The organism is Exiguobacterium sp. s160 (genome assembly GCF_018617575.1).
In the GTDB taxonomy this organism is placed as follows: Bacteria; Bacillota; Bacilli; order Exiguobacteriales; family Exiguobacteriaceae; genus Exiguobacterium; species Exiguobacterium aestuarii_A.
Window position 1 is genome coordinate 1,132,172 of the sequence record NZ_JACSKK010000001.1, and the last position, 18,373, is coordinate 1,150,544.

Genomic DNA, 18,373 nt, shown 5'->3' on the forward strand with positions numbered 1-18,373 from the left:
CAAAAAAGAGCGGGTCTGCACCCGCTCCACCTCTTATCTATTCATACCTCATGCTCTTTCACAAGCACACGAAAACGCGGTCGGACAGTCAATTCGATTGACGTCACGGTCCGCTTCCGGTCTTCCGCGAGAACGATCAACAGCTCCGCATGGTCACGTCGGTCCTCTAAGATTTCGACCTTACTGACGGTCCGAAGCAATTGGTAGTAAAGAAGTTCCCCGTCCCGGTCTTTCACATTGATTTCAAACTCATGATAGCTCGGCGAAATTTTAAAGTAGAACGTCTCCTCTTTATTGGTGAATCGAAAAATCGACTCGTCATAGTAAAATGGTAACGTCGAATCCATCCGTTTCGGTTCGACTGTACAAAATGCAGACAGTACGATTTCGTCCGGGAATAACGCCCCCTCATGTTTATTGAATTGCCACCCTTTCATCCCAATCCCTCATTTCAACACAATAATTATCTGAATAATTAGATTATTACACATTTTCATGAATCCGGACAGGTATATTCGTGACAATCTACGAACACCTTTGTGTAGAATGATGAGTCTTTCACATGAGAAAGGAGTACATCTATGTCGATCATCTCGCTCAATCATGTTACGAAACGGTTCGGTGACACCATCGCCTTGAACGACCTTAGTCTGAACGTCGAAGAAGGCGAACTGTTCGGCCTCCTCGGTCCGAACGGTGCCGGTAAGACGACCGCGATTTCTGTCATGTTGAATCTATATGAGGCGGATTCCGGATCCATTCACATCTTCGGACAATCGATGCCAAAAGACGAACTGTCCATCAAGCGCCGTGTCGGGATCGTCCCGCAGCACGTCTCCGTCTATGACCAACTGACCGTTTATGAGAACATCCAGTTTTTTGCCGAATTATACGGATTCAGTCCAAAAGAAGCGAAACAAAAGACCGAGGCCGCGATTGCGTTCGTCGAACTCGATGCCCATCAAAAGAAACGCCCACCTGAACTGTCCGGCGGTCTCCTCCGCCGCCTCAACATCGCATGCGGAATCGTACATGAACCGGAACTCATCTTTATGGATGAGCCGACCGTTGCCATCGACCCCCAATCACGGAACACGATCTTAGAGAATATCCGTGAACTGAACCGTCGCGGGGCCACCATCATTTATACGTCACACTACATGGAAGAGGTCGAGCTGCTCTGCGACCGTATCGCCATCGTCGACGAAGGAAAAATCATCGCCGAAGGAACACAAGACGAACTAAAAGACCGTGTCATGACGCTCGAGACGGCACGTATCAAAATCGATGCGCTCACGCCTCATCTGCTCGAACGGCTCGATGCACTCGACCACGTCCAAAAAGTGCAATATGAGGAACCGTATATCGAAGTTTCGCTCGATAAAGATACGCCGCTCGCTCCGCTCCTGGATACGCTTCATCAGGAACATGTTCACTTCACGTCCATCACGGTCGACCGTCCTTCCCTCAATACCGTCTTTTTGGCATTGACCGGGAAGACGCTCCGGGAATAGGAGGTCCTTTCATGTGGACATTTATCAAATATGATGTGAAACAGCGGCTCCGGGATCGTGCGACACTTTTTTGGATGCTCCTCTTCCCGCTCATCCTCATCTTCGGACTTGGGACGATGCTATCGGCCGTCTTCAGTGACACGTTCAAACTCCCTGTCACAAACGTCGCCTACGTCGAAGCATCGACCGATCAGTATCGTGAACCGCTTGAGAACTTTTTGAACGACGAAGACATTCAGGCGTTCATCCGCCTTGTCCCTTATGAAGACATCGTGTCAGCCGAACAAGGGGTGAACGATGGGGATGCAGACGTCATCTTACGGCTCGACGGCAGTGACCTCACGCTGTTATACGAAGAACCGACGACCGTCGAGTTTGACGTCCTTGAAGCCATTCTCGGTCAGTATACGGCAATCGCCAACCAACAAATCACACTCGCAGAGGCCGGTCTGTCGGCCCCGTATGAGAATGAGGCGTGGCTTGATACGGAAAGTGTCGATTTGGAGGGGCGGACCCCGACATCGCTTGAATATTTCACTGTCACCATCTCCATCATGACCGCTCTGTTCGGGTCGTTTTATATCACGGCGATGACTCGGGAAGAACAACCAAATATCGGCAGTTATTTAAGAATTCAAGCCGCTCCTGTCCGAACGGTCCAATATCGGCTCGCACGGACGTTCAGCCGCTACGTCATTATTTTGCTTCAGCTCATCTTGTTGTTCTGGTTCAGTCATTTCGTCTATCGGACGTTTGATTTGGCAAATATCCAGTTCGGTTATTTGATTCTTGCCTGGCTCGCCTTGACCGCGTATGGGGTCGCTGTCGGATTTGTCATCGTCAACCTGCCGAAGTTGAGTACGACGACGAAAGATGCGGTCGTCAACGGATTTGTCGCCATCATCATGATTTTATCAGGCGGCTACGTCCCCGGATTCGATCAAGTAACGCTGAACTATGCGCCGTGGGCCGCATATGTGTTCATGCCGATTTTTATGCGCGACGGGATGCTCGCCGTCATGCTTCGGGAAGGCGACATGAGCGTCTATTGGGAAAGCCTCGGTTTACTCGGGGTCCATCTGCTGATCTTCATCGTACTCAGCTATCTTCTGTCGAAAGGGGTGAGACGCCATGGTACTCATTAGGCACGTCGCCAAACGGATGCTCCGAAAGAAAGGGCTCTGGGTATTCACGTTTGTCTCGATGTTCGGTTTCGCGCTCATCCTCTCCTTCGTCGGTGGGACGTCGAGTCTTAATGCGTCGATTGGAATTGTCGATGAGGACGGGGGTATTCTCGCCGAGCGCCTCATTGAAGAAGCCGAACGTTTCGGTCGGGTCACCATGCTCGAGACGAGTGGAGAAGATGTCTTGTTAGAAGGAGAAGACATCGTGCTTCTCATTCCTGAAGATTTCACGAAACGAGCCTTTTCAGGTGATATGCCTCGCCTCTCGTTCTCCGCAATCGCCGGCAGTGACGCTTCTTTAGTCGAACAGGCATTGAACGGCCACTTGTCACGTGAACGCCAGCTTCTTGAGGCGAGTGAATATGACGAAGCCACATTCATCCCACTCGCGACCGAGGAGACAGATAACGGGTACACGCTCTCTACTGAACCATTCCAAGAGAGCGTCGCCACGACTGCACGCACACAAGCGTTTTTCGGTCTCTTGTCGTTCATCATGATGTCGACGTTCCTCCAGTTCATTCCGATGTTTGTCGCGGATGACCGGGACGAGAAGATTTATGCCCGCCTGTTCGCCTCACCGGTGTCACCACGGCGGTATTTCGCATCACTTCTTCTCGCCTTCTATCTCGTCGGCTTTGTCTATGTCATGCTGTTGATTGGCGTGAGTCTCGCGCTTTACGGTCAAGACGTGTGGACCCATCTCCCGACCGTCTTCGCCTTGTTCTCGGCCTATCTGCTCGTCTGTCTGGCATTTGGTGGCCTCATCGCGGTATTTGCGACGAATCGAGAGAAGGCGAACATCTTTCAAATATCGGTCACGATGGCATCCGCCATTACCGGAGGCGCGTTCATCAGTCTGCTTTGGTTACCAGATTCATTGAAACTCGTCGGACGTTTCCTACCGACCTATTGGCTAAATAACGGGGTCATCACGATGTACGAAGGACAGTTTCCGTTCCTCTCTATCCTCGTTATGATCGGCATGACCGCCGTCGTCTTCTTGTTGACGGTTCTCGTCTTGAAAAAGCGTCCACTCACCGTTTGAAAAAGCGAGTCCTCCAGCTTTGACTGTGGGACTCCTTCTTAATGTGTCACATAGTTTCTTATAGAGAGAAGGAAGTGTTTATGTGTCTATTGGAAGAATCATCTACTATCATCGTAAAATGCAACATAAAACCCAGGAACAACTTTGCGAAGGTATTTGTTCCACTACTCATCTAAGTAAAATCGAAAACAATACAAAGGAAGTTAATGCAAAAACCTTAGTGTTACTCTGTGACCGCCTAGGTATTTCAATCGAAGAGGAGAACCGTAAGACCGAGGAGCTGAATCGAAAGCTCGCTCAATTCTATGAATCGATGGAACGCCTTCACCGCGATTACGCAACACGTTTGAAGAATGAACTGGAAGATGAGCGAGATTTTGTGAGATGTACCGAAATGGTTTATCTATTCGATTTATACATGCTACGCTATTTATTGTTTACCAATCAATCTTCTCAATTTGAAGATGGAGCGAAACGTCTTAAGAAAAATTTCAATAAATTATCCTCTTTCGAAAAATTTCTATGGAATTTCTTTCAAGCCGTATACCGTGCACAACAACTACGGTTTTCCGAATCACTTATTTTACTCAATCAAATCGAGAAGGAAGCCGAACTATATAGTGGTAAAGTAACGGATTATTATTACTACAAAGCAGCTGTCCATGGGCAATTGAAGCACTTCACCTTATCTCTACATTACTCACATAGAGCGTTACAAACATTTCAAAGCACTGGGAATCTTTCGCGCATGTTGCATGTGAAAATTGGGTTGTCAGCAAATCTCATCTACATCAATGACCTAGAGGGGGCGGAACATCTTCTCCAAACCGCTCTTCATGATGCAGAAATGTTGAACGATCATGTGACGCGACCGATTGTTTTACATAATCTTGGTTTATGGTATTACAAGAAAGGTAATCTCAAAGACGCTTTGCATTACTTCACACAATCACTTCAACTAAAGCAATACAATACTTCTGGCTATTACGGAACAGTTAGCGAGATGGTTAAAGTTCAACTTGATTTAGGGGAGAAAGAAGTAGCAATCGACTTACTAAAAAGCGTCTTGAGGGAATTTGAAGGAGAACAGTCCGGTCAGTATGTGGATTTGATGGTTCTATATTTAGAAATGAACGGGGACACAAAACGCCTTACCGAGTATCTCATCGAGTATGCCATTCCGATTATGGAACAAGAAGATATATACAAAGCGGTTTCATATGCCGAAAGATTAGCGACTATTTTTAATCAACATGGTGATCCTGTTCGCTCAAATGACTATTTACATCTTGCCAATTCATTATTAAAAAATCTTTTATTCAATCACTCACACACTTAATGAGCAAGTAGCCCTGCTACTTGCTTTTTTTCTAAGTCATATTTCCTCTGTCTTTTCATAGGCGCTTCATCCTGTTCTTCAGTCATTTCATGATTATAGATAGGTCTTTTGTCTGTTCTTCAAATAATTTTCCCAACTTTCCCTTCACTTTTATCCGGATTTCTTTCTACCAATCACATTATCGTACTCTTTGAGAGAAGTATCACCAGGATATGGACAGAATTTTCCCAATTAACAGAATTCACCCCCTCGCCCTACAATATGAATAGCACGAACCACAACTTAGTTACGAGAAAGAGGCGAACATGATGAAAAGGAAATATGGAACACTCTTTGCTGTTGCGTTGACAACGAGTCTAATTGGAACCTCGGTTCTTCCCTCCCCTACAATTGCCGAACGCTCCTCGACAAAGCTAGAATTTATTCAAACGAAGCAAGTGGAGAATGTATTAAAAAAACTGACTAAAGAACAACGACAGGCAATTCAACAAGTAGAAGCCCAACCAACGTTTAAAATTTCTCCCCACATCAATACGATGAGTGAAGGCTTGGTAGATGTAATTGTGGAATTCAATCAAGCTCCTGCGAAAGTTGAAGTACTGAAACAAGCAGCGAAAGGTGTTCGAACAAGTCAACGTGAAGCTGCTCAAAAAGTAGAACAAGCCCATGCATCGTTCAAAGAAGCATTCAACGCCCTAAAAAATAAAAAAGGTGCGAATCCATCATTAAAAGACGCCAAAATCACGAAAGAATATCGATTGGCAATCAACGGGGTCGCTATGACGATTCCCGCGAACGAAATTGAACATCTTTTAGACGCTGGTGACGTCAAGCGCGTTTGGAAAGATGAAACCGTTCAACTCGAACTTCCCGAACAAAACAAGGCATCTACCCAATCAAAAATGATGGATAGCATCCCTCAAATCCATGTCGATCGACTCCATGCAGAAAACATAACCGGCGAGGGCATCAAGGTCGGTGTACTCGATACTGGGGTCGATTACAATCACCCCGATTTAAAAAATGTATACAAAGGGGGTTATGATTACATAGACAATGACTCGAATCCGATGGAAGCGACATATGAGGATTGGAAGAATTCAGGATTACCTGAGAAGCATCCGATTTCGGGTTCTGCCTATTACACGGAACATGGCACACATGTCGCTGGTACAATTGCAGGTGATCAAAAGAATGATGTGGATTATGCGGTTAAAGGGGTCGCTCCCCATGTCGATTTATATAGCTATCGCGTCTTAGGTCCATATGGTTCAGGTGCGACTTCAGGGATTCTCGCAGGAATTGAGAAGTCGATTGCAGATGAAATGGATGTCATTAACCTTTCTCTTGGAGCATCGACAAACGATCCGCTTTATCCAACATCTGTCGCCGTCAACCACGCGATGTTATCAGGAGTGGTCACAGTTGTGGCTGCGGGTAACAGCGGACCAAATGAAGGGACGCTCGGTGCACCAGGTGCCGCAGCGCTTGGAATCACTGTTGGTGCTAGTGATTTCGCCATGCCAATCCCGAACTTTGAAACCGTTCAGGCAAGTGGAGAAACATTTGAAAACGTCTTGCTGATGGGGAAAAACTTCTCAGATGATTTGTCTACTTTTGAAAATCAATCGTATGAAGTTCAATTCGCTGGGATTGGGACATCATCTAGTTTTGAAGGGCAAGACTTCTCTGGCAAAATCGCTCTGATTGAGCGAGGCGATATCACGTTTGTTGATAAGATCAAAAACGCACGTGAAGCCGGAGCCATTGCTGTGATTCTCTATAACAATGTTGATGGAAACATTTCGTCATATCTCGGTGAAGGACCAGATTATATCCCTACATTCCGAATTTCTAAAGTCGAGGGAGAACGTTTGAAACAATTAGGTGACAATACACAAATTACGTTCGGTTCGTTGAACAGCATTCAAACAGAAGGTGATCACCTCGCTAGTTTTAGCTCCCGAGGACCGGTAGCTGGAAGTTATGATATAAAACCAGACGTTGTGGCACCCGGGGTCGCTGTATTTTCGACTGTTCCAGAATATATGAATAGCCCTGATCCGGGTATTGATTATTCGTCTGCCTATAAGCGACTACAGGGAACATCGATGGCTGCCCCTCACGTTGCGGGTGTGGCTGCACTCATTCTCCAAGAGAATCCCGATTATTCCCCGTTTGACGTGAAGGCCGCTTTAATGAACACTGCTGAGGACTTGAATGGTGAAGTGTCTGTATTCGAACAGGGAGCCGGTCGAATCGATGCGTATGAAGCCGTTCATACCGACATGTCTATTAAAGTATTAGGTCAGACGAAACATTTGGATGGTCAAGGACAAGTGATTGAAATCGATGAAGAGACCGGATCATTGAATTTCGGAAATCATTTTAAAACAGATCAATCCATACAGAAGAGTAACGATATTTCGATTGCGAACAGCGGTTCACAACAAAAATCGTTTACACTCAAGGTCGAATATCATCCAGAACGTACAGGAATCAAAGATCCTGTGAAGAATGGTCTTGTACTGAGCGTGCCGAACCGAATCGATATTGCTGGTGATGACGAACAAGTGATTTCGCCACAACTCACCATTCCTGCCGAGGCAGAAGAAGGTCGTTATGAGGGTTATATTCATATGACGAATGAAGAAAATCCAGCGGAAACGTATCAAATTCCATTTGCCGTTCGTTTAACTGCCAAAGGATTTGATTATTTAGAGACGAATAGCCCAACGCTCGCCAACAATACACCGAAGTGGCAATACTATAGCCCTGCTATCACCGCTGCGTTTCAAATGAAGAGCGGATTCAACCAAATTGATATCGTGATGAAGGATGCTAGCAGTGGAGATGCAATCGGGATAGTCGCTTCCCTTTCGGAAACGTCAGCGAAGCCTGATTTCAGATATTACATTCCGAATGTATTTAATGGTTCAGTGTATCCATTCACAGGAGACGCCGAACAACCCGTCTCTTCTCAGCTCGTCGATTTACCTGAAGGAAATTATAATTTGATGTTTATCGGGTACGATGAAGATGGAAAAACGTACACAATCGACACCCCAGTGTTGATTGATAACTCAAAACCGGAAGTAACGTTTGATCGTGCACCGGATGTTTACGAAATCAGTGAAGAGATGTATACGGAGAAAGATGGACAATCCGCATTCTATATTCACGGAAAAATTGAGGATGAGGCAGTCGACATCCTGCAATCACGAGGTCTCTCATATGATCAGTCATCTAATAAGTTCTTTATTTCTACAGGAACACGTGAATACTTTAACTGTTGTTTCCCGAAAGCAGACGCAAATGGTGAAACTTACTTTGGCATTGAGCCTTCTGATATCGCAAACGGTCCACTTCGCCTCAGCTTAGCAGCAACCGACCTCGCAGCAAACGTTCACTATCAGCGCTATATTTTTGTGCAAGAAGGAACAGAGTATGTGACGTCAGATTATAAACAAACAGAGGTTGGTCTAGGTGACACGTTAACGATGACTCTCAGTATGAACAATGTGAAAAACTGGGTGAATGGTCAACAAACCATCGAGTTCAAAGGAGACTATTATTCGTTCCAGTCGTCCGAACTAAATGAATCTTTCCAAAGTTACGCTTCAGAAAATGGGCTTCGTACCACTCTCCAAGATCCGATTATCAAAGATAACGGATACTATGATACCGTCACTTTAAACGCTGGATTAGAAGGTGATGACTTTAATGGATTTGATGGGGATATGCCATTCCTTGATGTCACATTCAAGGTTATCGGGGACGAATGGTATTACGGAGAGGATAAATTACAAGTCGTAAAATCCTCATATACACAATCAGGAAGCATGCAAGCTGTCACTCTCCCTTATTACAGTACGTCAAAATTCAATTTTGTCAGTACACATACCTTGATTCGGGGAAGCATTAAACCGGAGGCATTCTTAAAGAATGGAACGTCCTTACCAAACGGGGTCGTTCAAACAATCGGGGCAACGGTATATGCACTCTTACCAAATGGTGACAAATATGAAGGAGTCATCGCTTCAGACGGAAGGTATGAAATCACAGGTGTTCCTGCCTCACGTGATACGTATCAAATTGTCGTAGATGTTCCTGGACACGTATCCACTTACACACCTGTTATCACTGGTTATGAAATTAAAGGTGATTTATTTGGACGATATGTAAACGCCGGCTTCCAGATCAACCGAGCCGGGGATATAAACGATGACAGTCTCATCGATATTAAAGATATCCGTGACATCATAGAAGCGTTCGGACAAGAAAACCCGGATGTTACGAGCATGGATGTCAACCAAGATGGGATTGTGAATGAAATCGATCTTCGATTCATTGAAAAGAACTTCTTAACAAAAGGACCTGATGCACCAAAAGGAAAATCCCCATTGGAAACCATCGGGAAGAAAAATCTCACTTACTATCTAAATCAAGTAGGATTATCGCCTACAAAATAAGAATCATACAAAAACCCTGTTCTCTCCGACTAGTCGTGGAGAGAACAGGGTTTTATTGTTGTAGTGTCGGAACCACTTTTTCAAAGAAGACATCGACGAGCGTCGGATCGAACTGTTTGCCCGCCTCTTGTTGAATGATGGCAAGCGCCTCTTCAATCGACTTCGCCTGTCGATAAGGACGACCCGTCACCATGACGTCGAACGTGTCTGCGATCGAGATGATGCGGGAAGCGAGCGGAATCTCATATTCACTCATCCCTTTCGGATATCCTTTCCCGTCCCATCGTTCGTGATGGGCCAAAACAATTTCAGACAGGGCGACATATTCAGGAACCGTACTTAAAATATTGTAACTGACCTCAGGATGTCGTTTAATTTCGCGCCATTCAGATTCCGTCAAGGCACCCGGTTTATCTAAAATATCGTTACTAATCGCTACTTTTCCGATGTCATGCAAAATAGCGGCCGTACGAATTTCATTTACTTCGGCGCTCGTGAAGCCCATCGCTTCTGCGAGCTTTCCAGACAAATTCGCAACACGATGAGAGTGCGCCTCTTCACGGGGAATTTTTTCATACAGCGTCCGCATGATCAGTTGAATCGAGTGATGACGGCGACTCTGCTTCTCAGACACTTTATGGTGATACATTCGGTCTTCAGCTAAGTTGAAGACGTCTGTTAATCCGATGGTCGCGTCGTGCTTGACCGCCTCACCGAACGATGCTGAAATCGGAAGCCCTTCTACCGTTTGTCCGAGGAAGAGCCGGCTCAAACGATCGGACAAGTGCTTCGCCTCATCAAGTGTCGTATTCGGCGAGATGACGACGAACTCATCCCCACCGATACGTGCCACCTCATCTTTCGCTCGCAATTCATTCCGTAAAATATTCGCCGCTTCGACGAGCAGCCGGTCTCCAATCAAGTGCCCGAACGCATCGTTCGTCAACTTCAGCCCATTAATATCGATGACGATCAGTGACAATGGATAAAACGCATCGTCGTCATAACGTTCCAGCGCTTCTTCAAAGTACCGACGATTTTTTACCCCTGTCAACTGGTCGTGATAGCTTAAATACTCGATTTCTTTCTCGTACTTTTTCTTCTCTGTGACGTCACCAATATATCCGTGCCAAAGGACATGACCGTCAGCAATTTTCTCTGGGCGGGACGACCCTAAAATCCAAATTGTTCGTCCATCCTCGGCTAATACTCGAAACTCCGCGTCCCATATCGTCAAGTTCCGATACGATTCATCAATCGACTGCATGACGTGAGGATAGTCATCGGGATGCATCCGTCGGAAGACGAGTCCGGCATCTGCCTGCACTTCGTCCGCAGAGATTCCTAACATGTCTTCAAAGCCGCGACTGGAGAATGGGAAGTTGAAGCTACCATCCGGCAACAACTCGAACTGATAGATGGCTCCCGGAATTTGGTCAGACAGTTTCGTCAACAAACGGTCTCGTTCGGCTAATTTCTCTTCCAACTGAACGCGATCCGTTACATCTTTCGCGACGGCGTAAATGTAGTTTCCTTGAAGCTTACAGTGCCATTCGATCGAGCGATAGGTGTCATCAATCGTTTGGAAGCGATTGACGAAACGGAACAGTTCTCCTCGTTCCTCGAGTTCTGCGAAGGCAGCTTCTGTGATGCCATCGTCGTCTGGGTGAATCAAGCTAAGAAAGTCCATATTTTCGAGTTCGTCAATCGAATATCCGAGCACCCGCTCCCACGTATCGTTCAAATGTAAGATTTGACGCGTATTGAGCGCCATGATGCACTCCAAATCAAGTGTCGCAAATCCATCGAACATCGACTTCTTCGTCTCACCGACTTGGTGATCCGCTTTGACTAACTGCTCGAGCACGTGGACAAGATACAACTCGACAAGTCCAAGTCGATTCGCGACATCTCCTTCGTTCATAATAATGGTCAAGTCGCCATAGAGAACTCCGTTTTTCTCGATTTTAAAGAGGACGACCTCTCCGAGTGAAAAGATGCGAAGTAAGTTTTTGACGAGCCGTTTCGGTAGCGTCCCATCAATCAACGGATCAATCCCATCGAAGACGAGTGGATTCGGTCGGTTGAACAGCTCTCTTCGCTGTTTTGTCATAGGCCATTTCTTCCCGACCGGATGAAATCCTAACACATCGAGGCTTCGTTCTAACATCTCGTCCATGCCGGACAACGCGACCGTCGTATATGACTCCCCATCGCTTTCCATCAAATTGAGCGCGACCGCTTTCGCCCCAGTGAAATCACGAATCTGGTCAAGAAACTGTTGGTTCATCAACAAATCGCTTCCCGTTGAAACAAAACGATGCGATACGTTCACGAGTTGCTTCAAGGCATTGTTTTCCTGTACATGTCGCGTAATGTCATGGAACATGACGGAGACAAAGCCTTTTCGTTCACTGAAAACGGACATTTCGAACCACGATTTGTTACGGCGAGAGAAGTGTTCAAATGTCACGGTACCGCCATCACTGACGACCCGTGCCACTTGAATCATCCACTCCCGCTCGCTATATTCAAAATCCTTCAGTGCCGTCGACACTTTCTGCCCGATAAAATGTTTTCGTTTTCCCTTCATCATCTTCTCGAAGGCGGCGTTCACTTCAAAGAATTCATAGTCAATCGGCTCCGAAGCGTCGTCGTAAATCACTTTAAACTCGACGTAGCCTTGGGGCATATGGCGCAACAATGTAGCGTATGAAGAATGAATGGGGTTTGTCACGTCACTTCCTCCTCAGCAATTAAACTCAATACCTAGTTTACCTCATTTGTGATAGATTCCCTATTTTTTCCAAACTCATTCCCATCTTCTTATTATAAGTTTTCGTAAACTGCATTCAGAGTACTTGTTACCTGCTCATTCATTTGTTAGACTGATTTCGAAAACCGATATCGAATTTCGATATTAAGGAGTTGATACGTATGGAAGACCGCGTTCTGCGGAAACTATTCCTCGGATTCATTCACATTCATATCTTGCATCATGCTGTGGAACATCCGGTGTACGGAGCATGGATGGTCGATGAGTTAAGAGAGCACGGATATGAAATCAGTGCCGGTACGCTCTATCCGATTTTACACGGGATGGAGAAAGACGGTCTCCTCGTCCGGGAAAATGAGACGGTCGATGGACACGTCCGCAAAAATTACGTGACGACCGAAAAAGGGCTCTTGGTGTTGCAAGAAGCCCGTCAAAAAGCTTATGAGTTATTTAAAGAAATTAAGGAGTGAAGATATGACGACACAACGTGTGACGTTCAAGACGTTACTAGAGATTTTATTCGTTTCGACCCGACTCGGGCTGACATCGTTCGGCGGACCGGTCGCCCACCTCGGCTATTTCCATGAGGAATATGTGAGACGGCGTAAATGGATGGATGAGAAGGCATACGCCGATCTCGTCGCCTTATGTCAATTCTTACCTGGACCTGCAAGTTCGCAAGTCGGAATCGGCATCGGCATCGTCCGTGGCGGGATACTAGGTGGCATCACCTCGTTCATCGGCTTCACGACCCCGTCGGTCGTCGTGCTCATGTTATTCGCTTTAGCACTATCTGGTCTTGATGTATCTGATGCCGGTTGGTTGTACGGATTGAAAGTCGTTGCCGTCGCTATCGTCGCCCATGCGATTTTAGGAATGGCGAGTAAGCTCACACCTGATCCAAAGACGAAGACGATTGCCTTCTTCGCACTTGCCGGCGTATTACTATGGCAGACGACGTTTAGCCAAGTGCTCGTCATTCTCGTTGCTGCTGTCGCTGGATTCTTGTTGTTCAAGCCAGATCGTCTCGATGCGAAATCAAGCACGTTCCCGATTTCAAAACGCCTTGGTGCCGTCTTGCTTTCGGTATTCGGGGCACTTCTCGTCATCTTGCCGATTTTACGGGAAACGTTTGAAAACCAGGCGATTGCCTTGTTCGATAGTTTTTATCGCGCCGGTGCACTCGTCTTCGGTGGCGGACACGTTGTCTTGCCGCTTCTCGAGCGTGAACTCGTCCCTGCAGGTTTCTTAAGTGAAGAAGCGTTCCTCGCAGGATACGGTGCCGCACAGGCTGTTCCGGGACCATTGTTCACATTCGCTTCCTACCTCGGGACAGTCATCAATGGGATTCCGGGTGGGATTTTGGCGACAGTCGCCATTTTCTTGCCGGCGTTCTTGCTCATTCTTGGGGCACTTCCGTTCTGGGATGCGCTCCGCCACAACCCGAAAGTCGCTGGAGCCTTGATCGGGGTGAACGCTGCGGTCGTCGGTATTTTGATTGCAGCATTTTATAGCCCAATTTTCACAAGTACCGTCAACGGCGCGGCCGACTTCGTCTTTGCCGCTTTCTTGTTCGTCATGATCGCCTATTGGAAATTACCACCTTGGGTACTCGTCATCGTCGGCGTCATCGGTGGAATATTGATCAATCTGGTGTAATCACTAAGGGACCTTGCGTCCCTTTTTTTGTGGACTTTTTCGCTTAGTTGATTGTTAATCTTTTGAAACCATTCCCTCTCCTCCACTCGTTATACTGAAGAATGGATTCTAAAAAAAGGGAAATGTCCGCTTTGACTAGAAAGGAAGTGGGGGCATGAAACCACTTAAACATACAACGTATATGCCCGGTCTGGACGGATTACGCACGTTCGCTGTTTTGGCTGTCATTTTATATCATTTAAACGTACCTTACATATCCGGGGGATTCCTCGGTGTCGATGTCTTCTTCGTCCTGTCCGGTTATTTGATTACCGGTATTCTCATTCGAGAGTGGACGAAGAGCGGCACGATCGACTTAAAAAGATTCTATATCGCCCGTTTCCGTCGACTGCTCCCGGCGCTCGTCTTGATGTTGTCTCTCGTGATGACATACGTCACGCTCTTTGACCGCTCGTTGCTTGAGACGGTACGGCAAGATTCACTCGCCGCGCTCGCTTACGTGAACAACTGGTGGTACATCTTCCATGAAGTGTCATATTTCGAGAGCTTCGGGAAACCGTCACCGCTTCAAAACTTATGGTCTCTCTCCATTGAAGAACAGTTTTACGCGGTCTGGCCGCTCATTCTACTCGTCGGTCTCGGCTTCCGGAAACGATTGCTTCAATTGGTCGCGGCACTCTTACTCGTCTCCGCGACATGGATGGCGTTCCGCTACGTTCCAGAAGCGGACCCGAGCCGTGTCTACTACGGAACGGATACACGCCTGTTCGGTCTGCTCATGGGTGCCATGCTCGCATTCGGCTGGCGACCAGATACGTTCAAAGCGGTCATCCCAAACATCGGACGACATATTTTGAATGTGGCTGGTGCGATTTCTCTCATCGGAATCGTTGGGATCATCGTCACGGTGAATGCGTATGACGCGTTCCTCTATTATGGAGGCTTCTTGCTCGTCGCCTTCTTATCCGCAATCTTGATTGCCGCGGTCGCCCATCCGGCGACGATCTGGTCACGCCTATTTGGAAGCGCTTGGCTTCGTGTGATCGGCACGCGGACGTACGGGATTTATTTATGGCACTATCCGGTCATCATCTTGTCGACGCCACTCGAACGACTTGGAACTTTTTCACCGCTCCTTGCGGTCGGTCAAGTCGCCCTCACGCTGTTGATCGCCGAGTTGTCGTATCGCTATATCGAGACACCGATTCGGCGAAACGGATTTATCGCCTCGTTCCGTCAACTCGTCTCGACACCGACGCACCCAAGTGCCCGTTTCGCGGCCACGGCTTGTGCGACGACACTCTCACTCGTACTCGTCGGCAACTTGACCATCTTGGCCTTCTCTGAATCAAAGCCGGCACAAGATGAGATTCCGATAGTAAAAGTGCCGATGCCAAAAGAAGAGACACCTGACGTACCGAAAGAACCCGAAACAGACGATTCGGAAGAAGCGGTCACAGAGGTGACGCCTCCACCAACTGAAACGCCAGAGGAAAAGAGTTGTCCACCGGCCCTTGCGATCGGTGATTCGGTCATGCTCGGATTGAACGAGTACTTAGCAGATGCGTTTCCGAATATGACCATTGATGCTGAAATCGGGCGCCAAGTCCGCGATGCCATTCCGGTCGCATCTCAGTATGCATCATATAACGCGCCAGGTCATGTCGTCTTCCTTCACCTCGGAACGAACGGGGCGTTCAAAATGGAACAACTCGACACGCTCCTCAAACAGTTTGAGCGCGCGGACCATATTTATTTAATCAACACCCGCGTCCCGCGTCCGTGGGAGAGCGAGGTCAATGAGAAGCTCGCTCGGGCAAGCGAACTTCACGAGAACGTTTCTCTCATCGATTGGCATGGTCAATCCGTCGGGAAAGAATCTTATTTTGAGAGCGATGGCGTCCATCTGAATGTGGAAGGCGCCGAAGCGTTCGGTGAGGTCTTAAATCAAGAAATCGGCTGTCAATCAAACTAGGCTCTTGCGGATGCAAGAGCCTAGTTTTTATCTTTGAATAGATAGCGGACGAGTAATTTCACATAAGCCAACACTTCACGGATCACATAGCGTCCTTTTGCCAGTGGTGGGGTCGGTGCATACAGGGCATCACTCTCGAGTTGGAAATAGAGCTTCGCAATAAGACGGGCCCTCGGGACATGAAAGTCATTCGTCACAATCGTGATTCCCGTCTCGCCTTGCAAAAACGGTTGACTGTGCTGAAAATTTTCAATCGTTGAGGTAGAGGTTGCTTCGACATGGATCCGGTGTGGTTCAATGCCTCGTGCCATCAGCTCTCGTTCAATCACAAGTGCCTCAGCAATGCCTTCGTCTGGTCCTTGTCCCCCAGTTGCAATGAGTTCTACAGTTGGATGCGCCTTCGCATAGTCAGCCGCGACGTCAATCCGATGTCGGAGCGCTCTCGATGGAGAGGTACCGTTGACCTTTGCTCCAAGAATCAATACGAAGCGATAATCCCCCGTTGCGTTCGTTCTCATGTGGTCACCTACATTTCATACATTCTCTTATAACCATACTCTAAAGAAAGAAACGAATGCACGGATTCGGCACTTTTACAAATTTAAGTAAATATGTTGGGATTAATATGAAATAAGATTCTCAATATCCAAAAAATGTTTTATGATAATGGTAATGAGACTTTGAAAGGGGACAGGTGACCCATGACTGATTCTGATAAATGGTTGTCCACCCGCTTCTTATATACACGTGATGCACGACTGTTCGCAGAGATTGAAGTCATTGAGCTCGACCCGTCGCACTATAAGTTCGTCATTCATCCGACACCACTCGGAGCCGATAAATCGTCTTATATGCGACAAGGTCCTCTCGACTCGGATCACCTTCCTTCTGCGTTCGCCGATGTGAGTCGGGTGTATGCAAGACAGCTTGATTGTTTACGTGCCGCAACCCGACTCGTGTCGTCGATTGGACCAGCCCGCTTTACCGCTCACTAAAAACGTTTAGAGTGACGACATGTCACTTTAAGCGTTTTTTCGTATCACTTTGCTGATACATAATTGTTACAGTTACAGAAGCAAATATATGGTAGAATGAGACTCGGATTAATCTAGTAACAAAGGAGTTCTCTATGCAAAACTTAAACGTTGATTCTCATAAACAGGACCCCCGCTCCAATCGAAAAAGACGCAATCATCCGAAAATCATCCTTCAACTCGTATTGATTTTATCCTTTGTCGCCTTTTTAGTCGGAGGCGCCTATTTGACGCTCTCTTCTGAGAAACGAGACGTGTCTGACATGGAAAACCGAAAGCTTGCACAAAGCCCGGATTCTCCTACATTTGCACACATCATGTCAGGTTCATATATGAAACAAACGGAGTCTTTCGTCACCGACCAAATCTTCAATCGCGATGCTTGGATCAGCTTAAACGCCTTTTTAAATAAAGACGTCTTTAAGCAAACCGTCAAAAACGGGATCTACGTGTCAGGTGACGGGACGATGGAATCTCCGATGAAAGAGTCGATTGATACTGATACGCTCGTGAACGACTTGACGACGTTTACATCCCGACTCGAAGAACGTGGCACCGAGGTGTATTTCGGACTCGCTCCGAATAAAGCTTCGATGGCGAACGTCGAACCTCACATGCCTGACTATATGGGCAATGAAGCCCCTCGTATTTACAAAACGGTCCGTGATCAATTGACGACAGTGCCCGGTCTGAACGTGATGGACTATCGGAAGTCATTGAACGAAGCGCAACAGTTAAGTGAAGTCTTCTTCAAGACCGACTATCACTGGAACATGAACGGGGCCTATGCGGCTTACGCACAGACGGTCAACACAATGTCGAAAGATCATCCTGAAATGGGTCTAACCTTAAAACCGAACCAACTTCGGACGAAAACGCATGAACAACCTTACTACGGTTCGTACGCACGAAGCACGACACTCCAATACGTGAAAGACGGTGACACGTTCGAATGGATGGTACCGAAAAAAGGCTTCACGCCGAGTTCGGTCTGCTTCAATCGGGCGACCCCTTGTAAACCGATCACGAGCATCATCAACAAGAAGCCACTCAAATCGGAAGAAACGTATACGGAAATGTATTCGCTCTTCCTCCATCGGAACTGGCCAATCGTGACGATGGACCAGGAACAACCGGTCAATGACACCCGGACGCTCATCTTGAAAGACTCGTATGCGAATCCGATGCTCACCTTGTTACCTGAGCATTTCGGACATGTGTCCGTCATTGATGTCCGTCATTTCGAGGAGTCTACTATCGAATCATATGTGAATGAGAACGACATCGACGTCGTCTTGTTCATCCACAACGTCAACTTGAACGAGTTCGTGGACCTGTATCACGAAAAATTGAATGAACCCACGTAAAAAGT

The 18,373-nt window shown here is 47.0% G+C and carries 13 protein-coding genes; 10 read left to right on the forward strand and 3 right to left on the reverse strand.

The genetic code is table 11. The features are described from left to right. Window positions 1-41 precede the first annotated feature (41 nt). Window positions 42-437, reverse strand: a complete 396-nt coding sequence (locus tag KNO86_RS05830) for a hypothetical protein (protein WP_214693899.1) — start codon at window positions 435-437, stop codon at window positions 42-44. Between the two features lie 144 nt (window positions 438-581). On the opposite strand from KNO86_RS05830, the gene KNO86_RS05835 reads away from it, so the two are divergent. From KNO86_RS05835 to KNO86_RS05855, 5 genes are all read left to right on the forward strand, one after another. After that, window positions 582-1,514, forward strand: coding sequence for an ABC transporter ATP-binding protein (locus tag KNO86_RS05835; protein WP_214693900.1), 933 nt, complete (start codon window positions 582-584; stop codon window positions 1,512-1,514). An 11-nt stretch (window positions 1,515-1,525) separates the two neighbouring features. Further along, window positions 1,526-2,659 carry an ABC transporter permease gene (locus tag KNO86_RS05840; RefSeq protein ID WP_214693902.1) on the forward strand — a complete coding sequence of 378 codons (1,134 nt, stop codon included), beginning with the start codon at window positions 1,526-1,528 and terminating at the stop codon, window positions 2,657-2,659. Beyond that, window positions 2,646-3,746, forward strand: coding sequence for an ABC transporter permease (locus KNO86_RS05845; RefSeq protein WP_214693904.1), 1,101 nt, complete (start codon window positions 2,646-2,648; stop codon window positions 3,744-3,746). The genes KNO86_RS05840 and KNO86_RS05845 overlap by 14 nt, the downstream gene beginning before the upstream one ends. A gap of 82 nt (window positions 3,747-3,828) precedes the next feature. Further along, the gene (locus KNO86_RS14810; RefSeq protein WP_214693906.1) at window positions 3,829-5,085 is read left to right on the forward strand and encodes a helix-turn-helix domain-containing protein; all 1,257 of its coding nucleotides are present in this window, start codon (window positions 3,829-3,831) and stop codon (window positions 5,083-5,085) included. A gap of 308 nt (window positions 5,086-5,393) precedes the next feature. After that, window positions 5,394-9,557 carry a S8 family serine peptidase gene (locus KNO86_RS05855; protein ID WP_285800661.1) on the forward strand — a complete coding sequence of 1,388 codons (4,164 nt, stop codon included), beginning with the start codon at window positions 5,394-5,396 and terminating at the stop codon, window positions 9,555-9,557. A 52-nt stretch (window positions 9,558-9,609) separates the two neighbouring features. On the opposite strand, the gene KNO86_RS05860 is transcribed toward KNO86_RS05855, so the two are convergent. Next, window positions 9,610-12,294: a sensor domain-containing diguanylate cyclase/phosphohydrolase gene (locus tag KNO86_RS05860; RefSeq protein ID WP_353047681.1), complete on the reverse strand. Its 2,685-nt coding sequence runs from the start codon at window positions 12,292-12,294 to the stop codon at window positions 9,610-9,612. 200 nt (window positions 12,295-12,494) lie between these two features. On the opposite strand from KNO86_RS05860, the gene KNO86_RS05865 reads away from it, so the two are divergent. The 3 genes from KNO86_RS05865 (at window position 12,495) to KNO86_RS05875 (ending at window position 15,967) form a co-directional block, all read left to right on the forward strand. Next, a complete protein-coding gene (locus KNO86_RS05865; RefSeq protein ID WP_214693908.1) occupies window positions 12,495-12,803 on the forward strand; it encodes a PadR family transcriptional regulator in 309 nt (102 codons plus the stop codon). Between the two features lie 4 nt (window positions 12,804-12,807). Next, entirely contained in the window at window positions 12,808-13,992 is a 1,185-nt protein-coding gene (chrA, locus tag KNO86_RS05870) for a chromate efflux transporter (RefSeq protein WP_214693909.1), read from the forward strand. 154 nt (window positions 13,993-14,146) lie between these two features. Next, entirely contained in the window at window positions 14,147-15,967 is a 1,821-nt protein-coding gene (locus tag KNO86_RS05875) for an acyltransferase family protein (RefSeq protein ID WP_214693911.1), read from the forward strand. Between the two features lie 20 nt (window positions 15,968-15,987). Here the strand turns inward: KNO86_RS05875 and KNO86_RS05880 are convergent, their stop codons facing one another. Beyond that, window positions 15,988-16,485 (reverse strand): YdcF family protein, encoded by a 498-nt coding sequence (locus KNO86_RS05880; protein WP_214693913.1) that lies wholly within the window; start codon window positions 16,483-16,485, stop codon window positions 15,988-15,990. Between the two features lie 183 nt (window positions 16,486-16,668). Between KNO86_RS05880 and KNO86_RS05885 the strand changes: the two genes are divergently transcribed. Further along, window positions 16,669-16,962 (forward strand): hypothetical protein, encoded by a 294-nt coding sequence (locus KNO86_RS05885; protein ID WP_214693921.1) that lies wholly within the window; start codon window positions 16,669-16,671, stop codon window positions 16,960-16,962. Between the two features lie 134 nt (window positions 16,963-17,096). Then, the gene (locus tag KNO86_RS05890) at window positions 17,097-18,368 is read left to right on the forward strand and encodes an alginate O-acetyltransferase AlgX-related protein (RefSeq protein ID WP_214693923.1); all 1,272 of its coding nucleotides are present in this window, start codon (window positions 17,097-17,099) and stop codon (window positions 18,366-18,368) included. Window positions 18,369-18,373: the final 5 nt, after the last annotated feature.

What these genes read in the sequence shown, in the direction of transcription:
- KNO86_RS05890 (WP_214693923.1), top strand. Translation starts at nt 17,097, where the DNA reads ATGCAAAACTTAAACGTTGATTCTCATAAACAGGACCCCCGCTCCAAT.
- KNO86_RS05840 (WP_214693902.1), top strand. Translation starts at nt 1,526, where the DNA reads ATGTGGACATTTATCAAATATGATGTGAAACAGCGGCTCCGGGATCGT.
- KNO86_RS05885 (WP_214693921.1), top strand. Translation starts at nt 16,669, where the DNA reads ATGACTGATTCTGATAAATGGTTGTCCACCCGCTTCTTATATACACGT.
- chrA (WP_214693909.1), top strand. Translation starts at nt 12,808, where the DNA reads ATGACGACACAACGTGTGACGTTCAAGACGTTACTAGAGATTTTATTC.
- KNO86_RS05830 (WP_214693899.1), bottom strand. Translation starts at nt 437, where the DNA reads ATGAAAGGGTGGCAATTCAATAAACATGAGGGGGCGTTATTCCCGGAC.
- KNO86_RS05835 (WP_214693900.1), top strand. Translation starts at nt 582, where the DNA reads ATGTCGATCATCTCGCTCAATCATGTTACGAAACGGTTCGGTGACACC.
- KNO86_RS05875 (WP_214693911.1), top strand. Translation starts at nt 14,147, where the DNA reads ATGAAACCACTTAAACATACAACGTATATGCCCGGTCTGGACGGATTA.
- KNO86_RS05855 (WP_285800661.1), top strand. Translation starts at nt 5,394, where the DNA reads ATGAAAAGGAAATATGGAACACTCTTTGCTGTTGCGTTGACAACGAGT.
- KNO86_RS05865 (WP_214693908.1), top strand. Translation starts at nt 12,495, where the DNA reads ATGGAAGACCGCGTTCTGCGGAAACTATTCCTCGGATTCATTCACATT.
- KNO86_RS05845 (WP_214693904.1), top strand. Translation starts at nt 2,646, where the DNA reads ATGGTACTCATTAGGCACGTCGCCAAACGGATGCTCCGAAAGAAAGGG.
- KNO86_RS05880 (WP_214693913.1), bottom strand. Translation starts at nt 16,485, where the DNA reads ATGAGAACGAACGCAACGGGGGATTATCGCTTCGTATTGATTCTTGGA.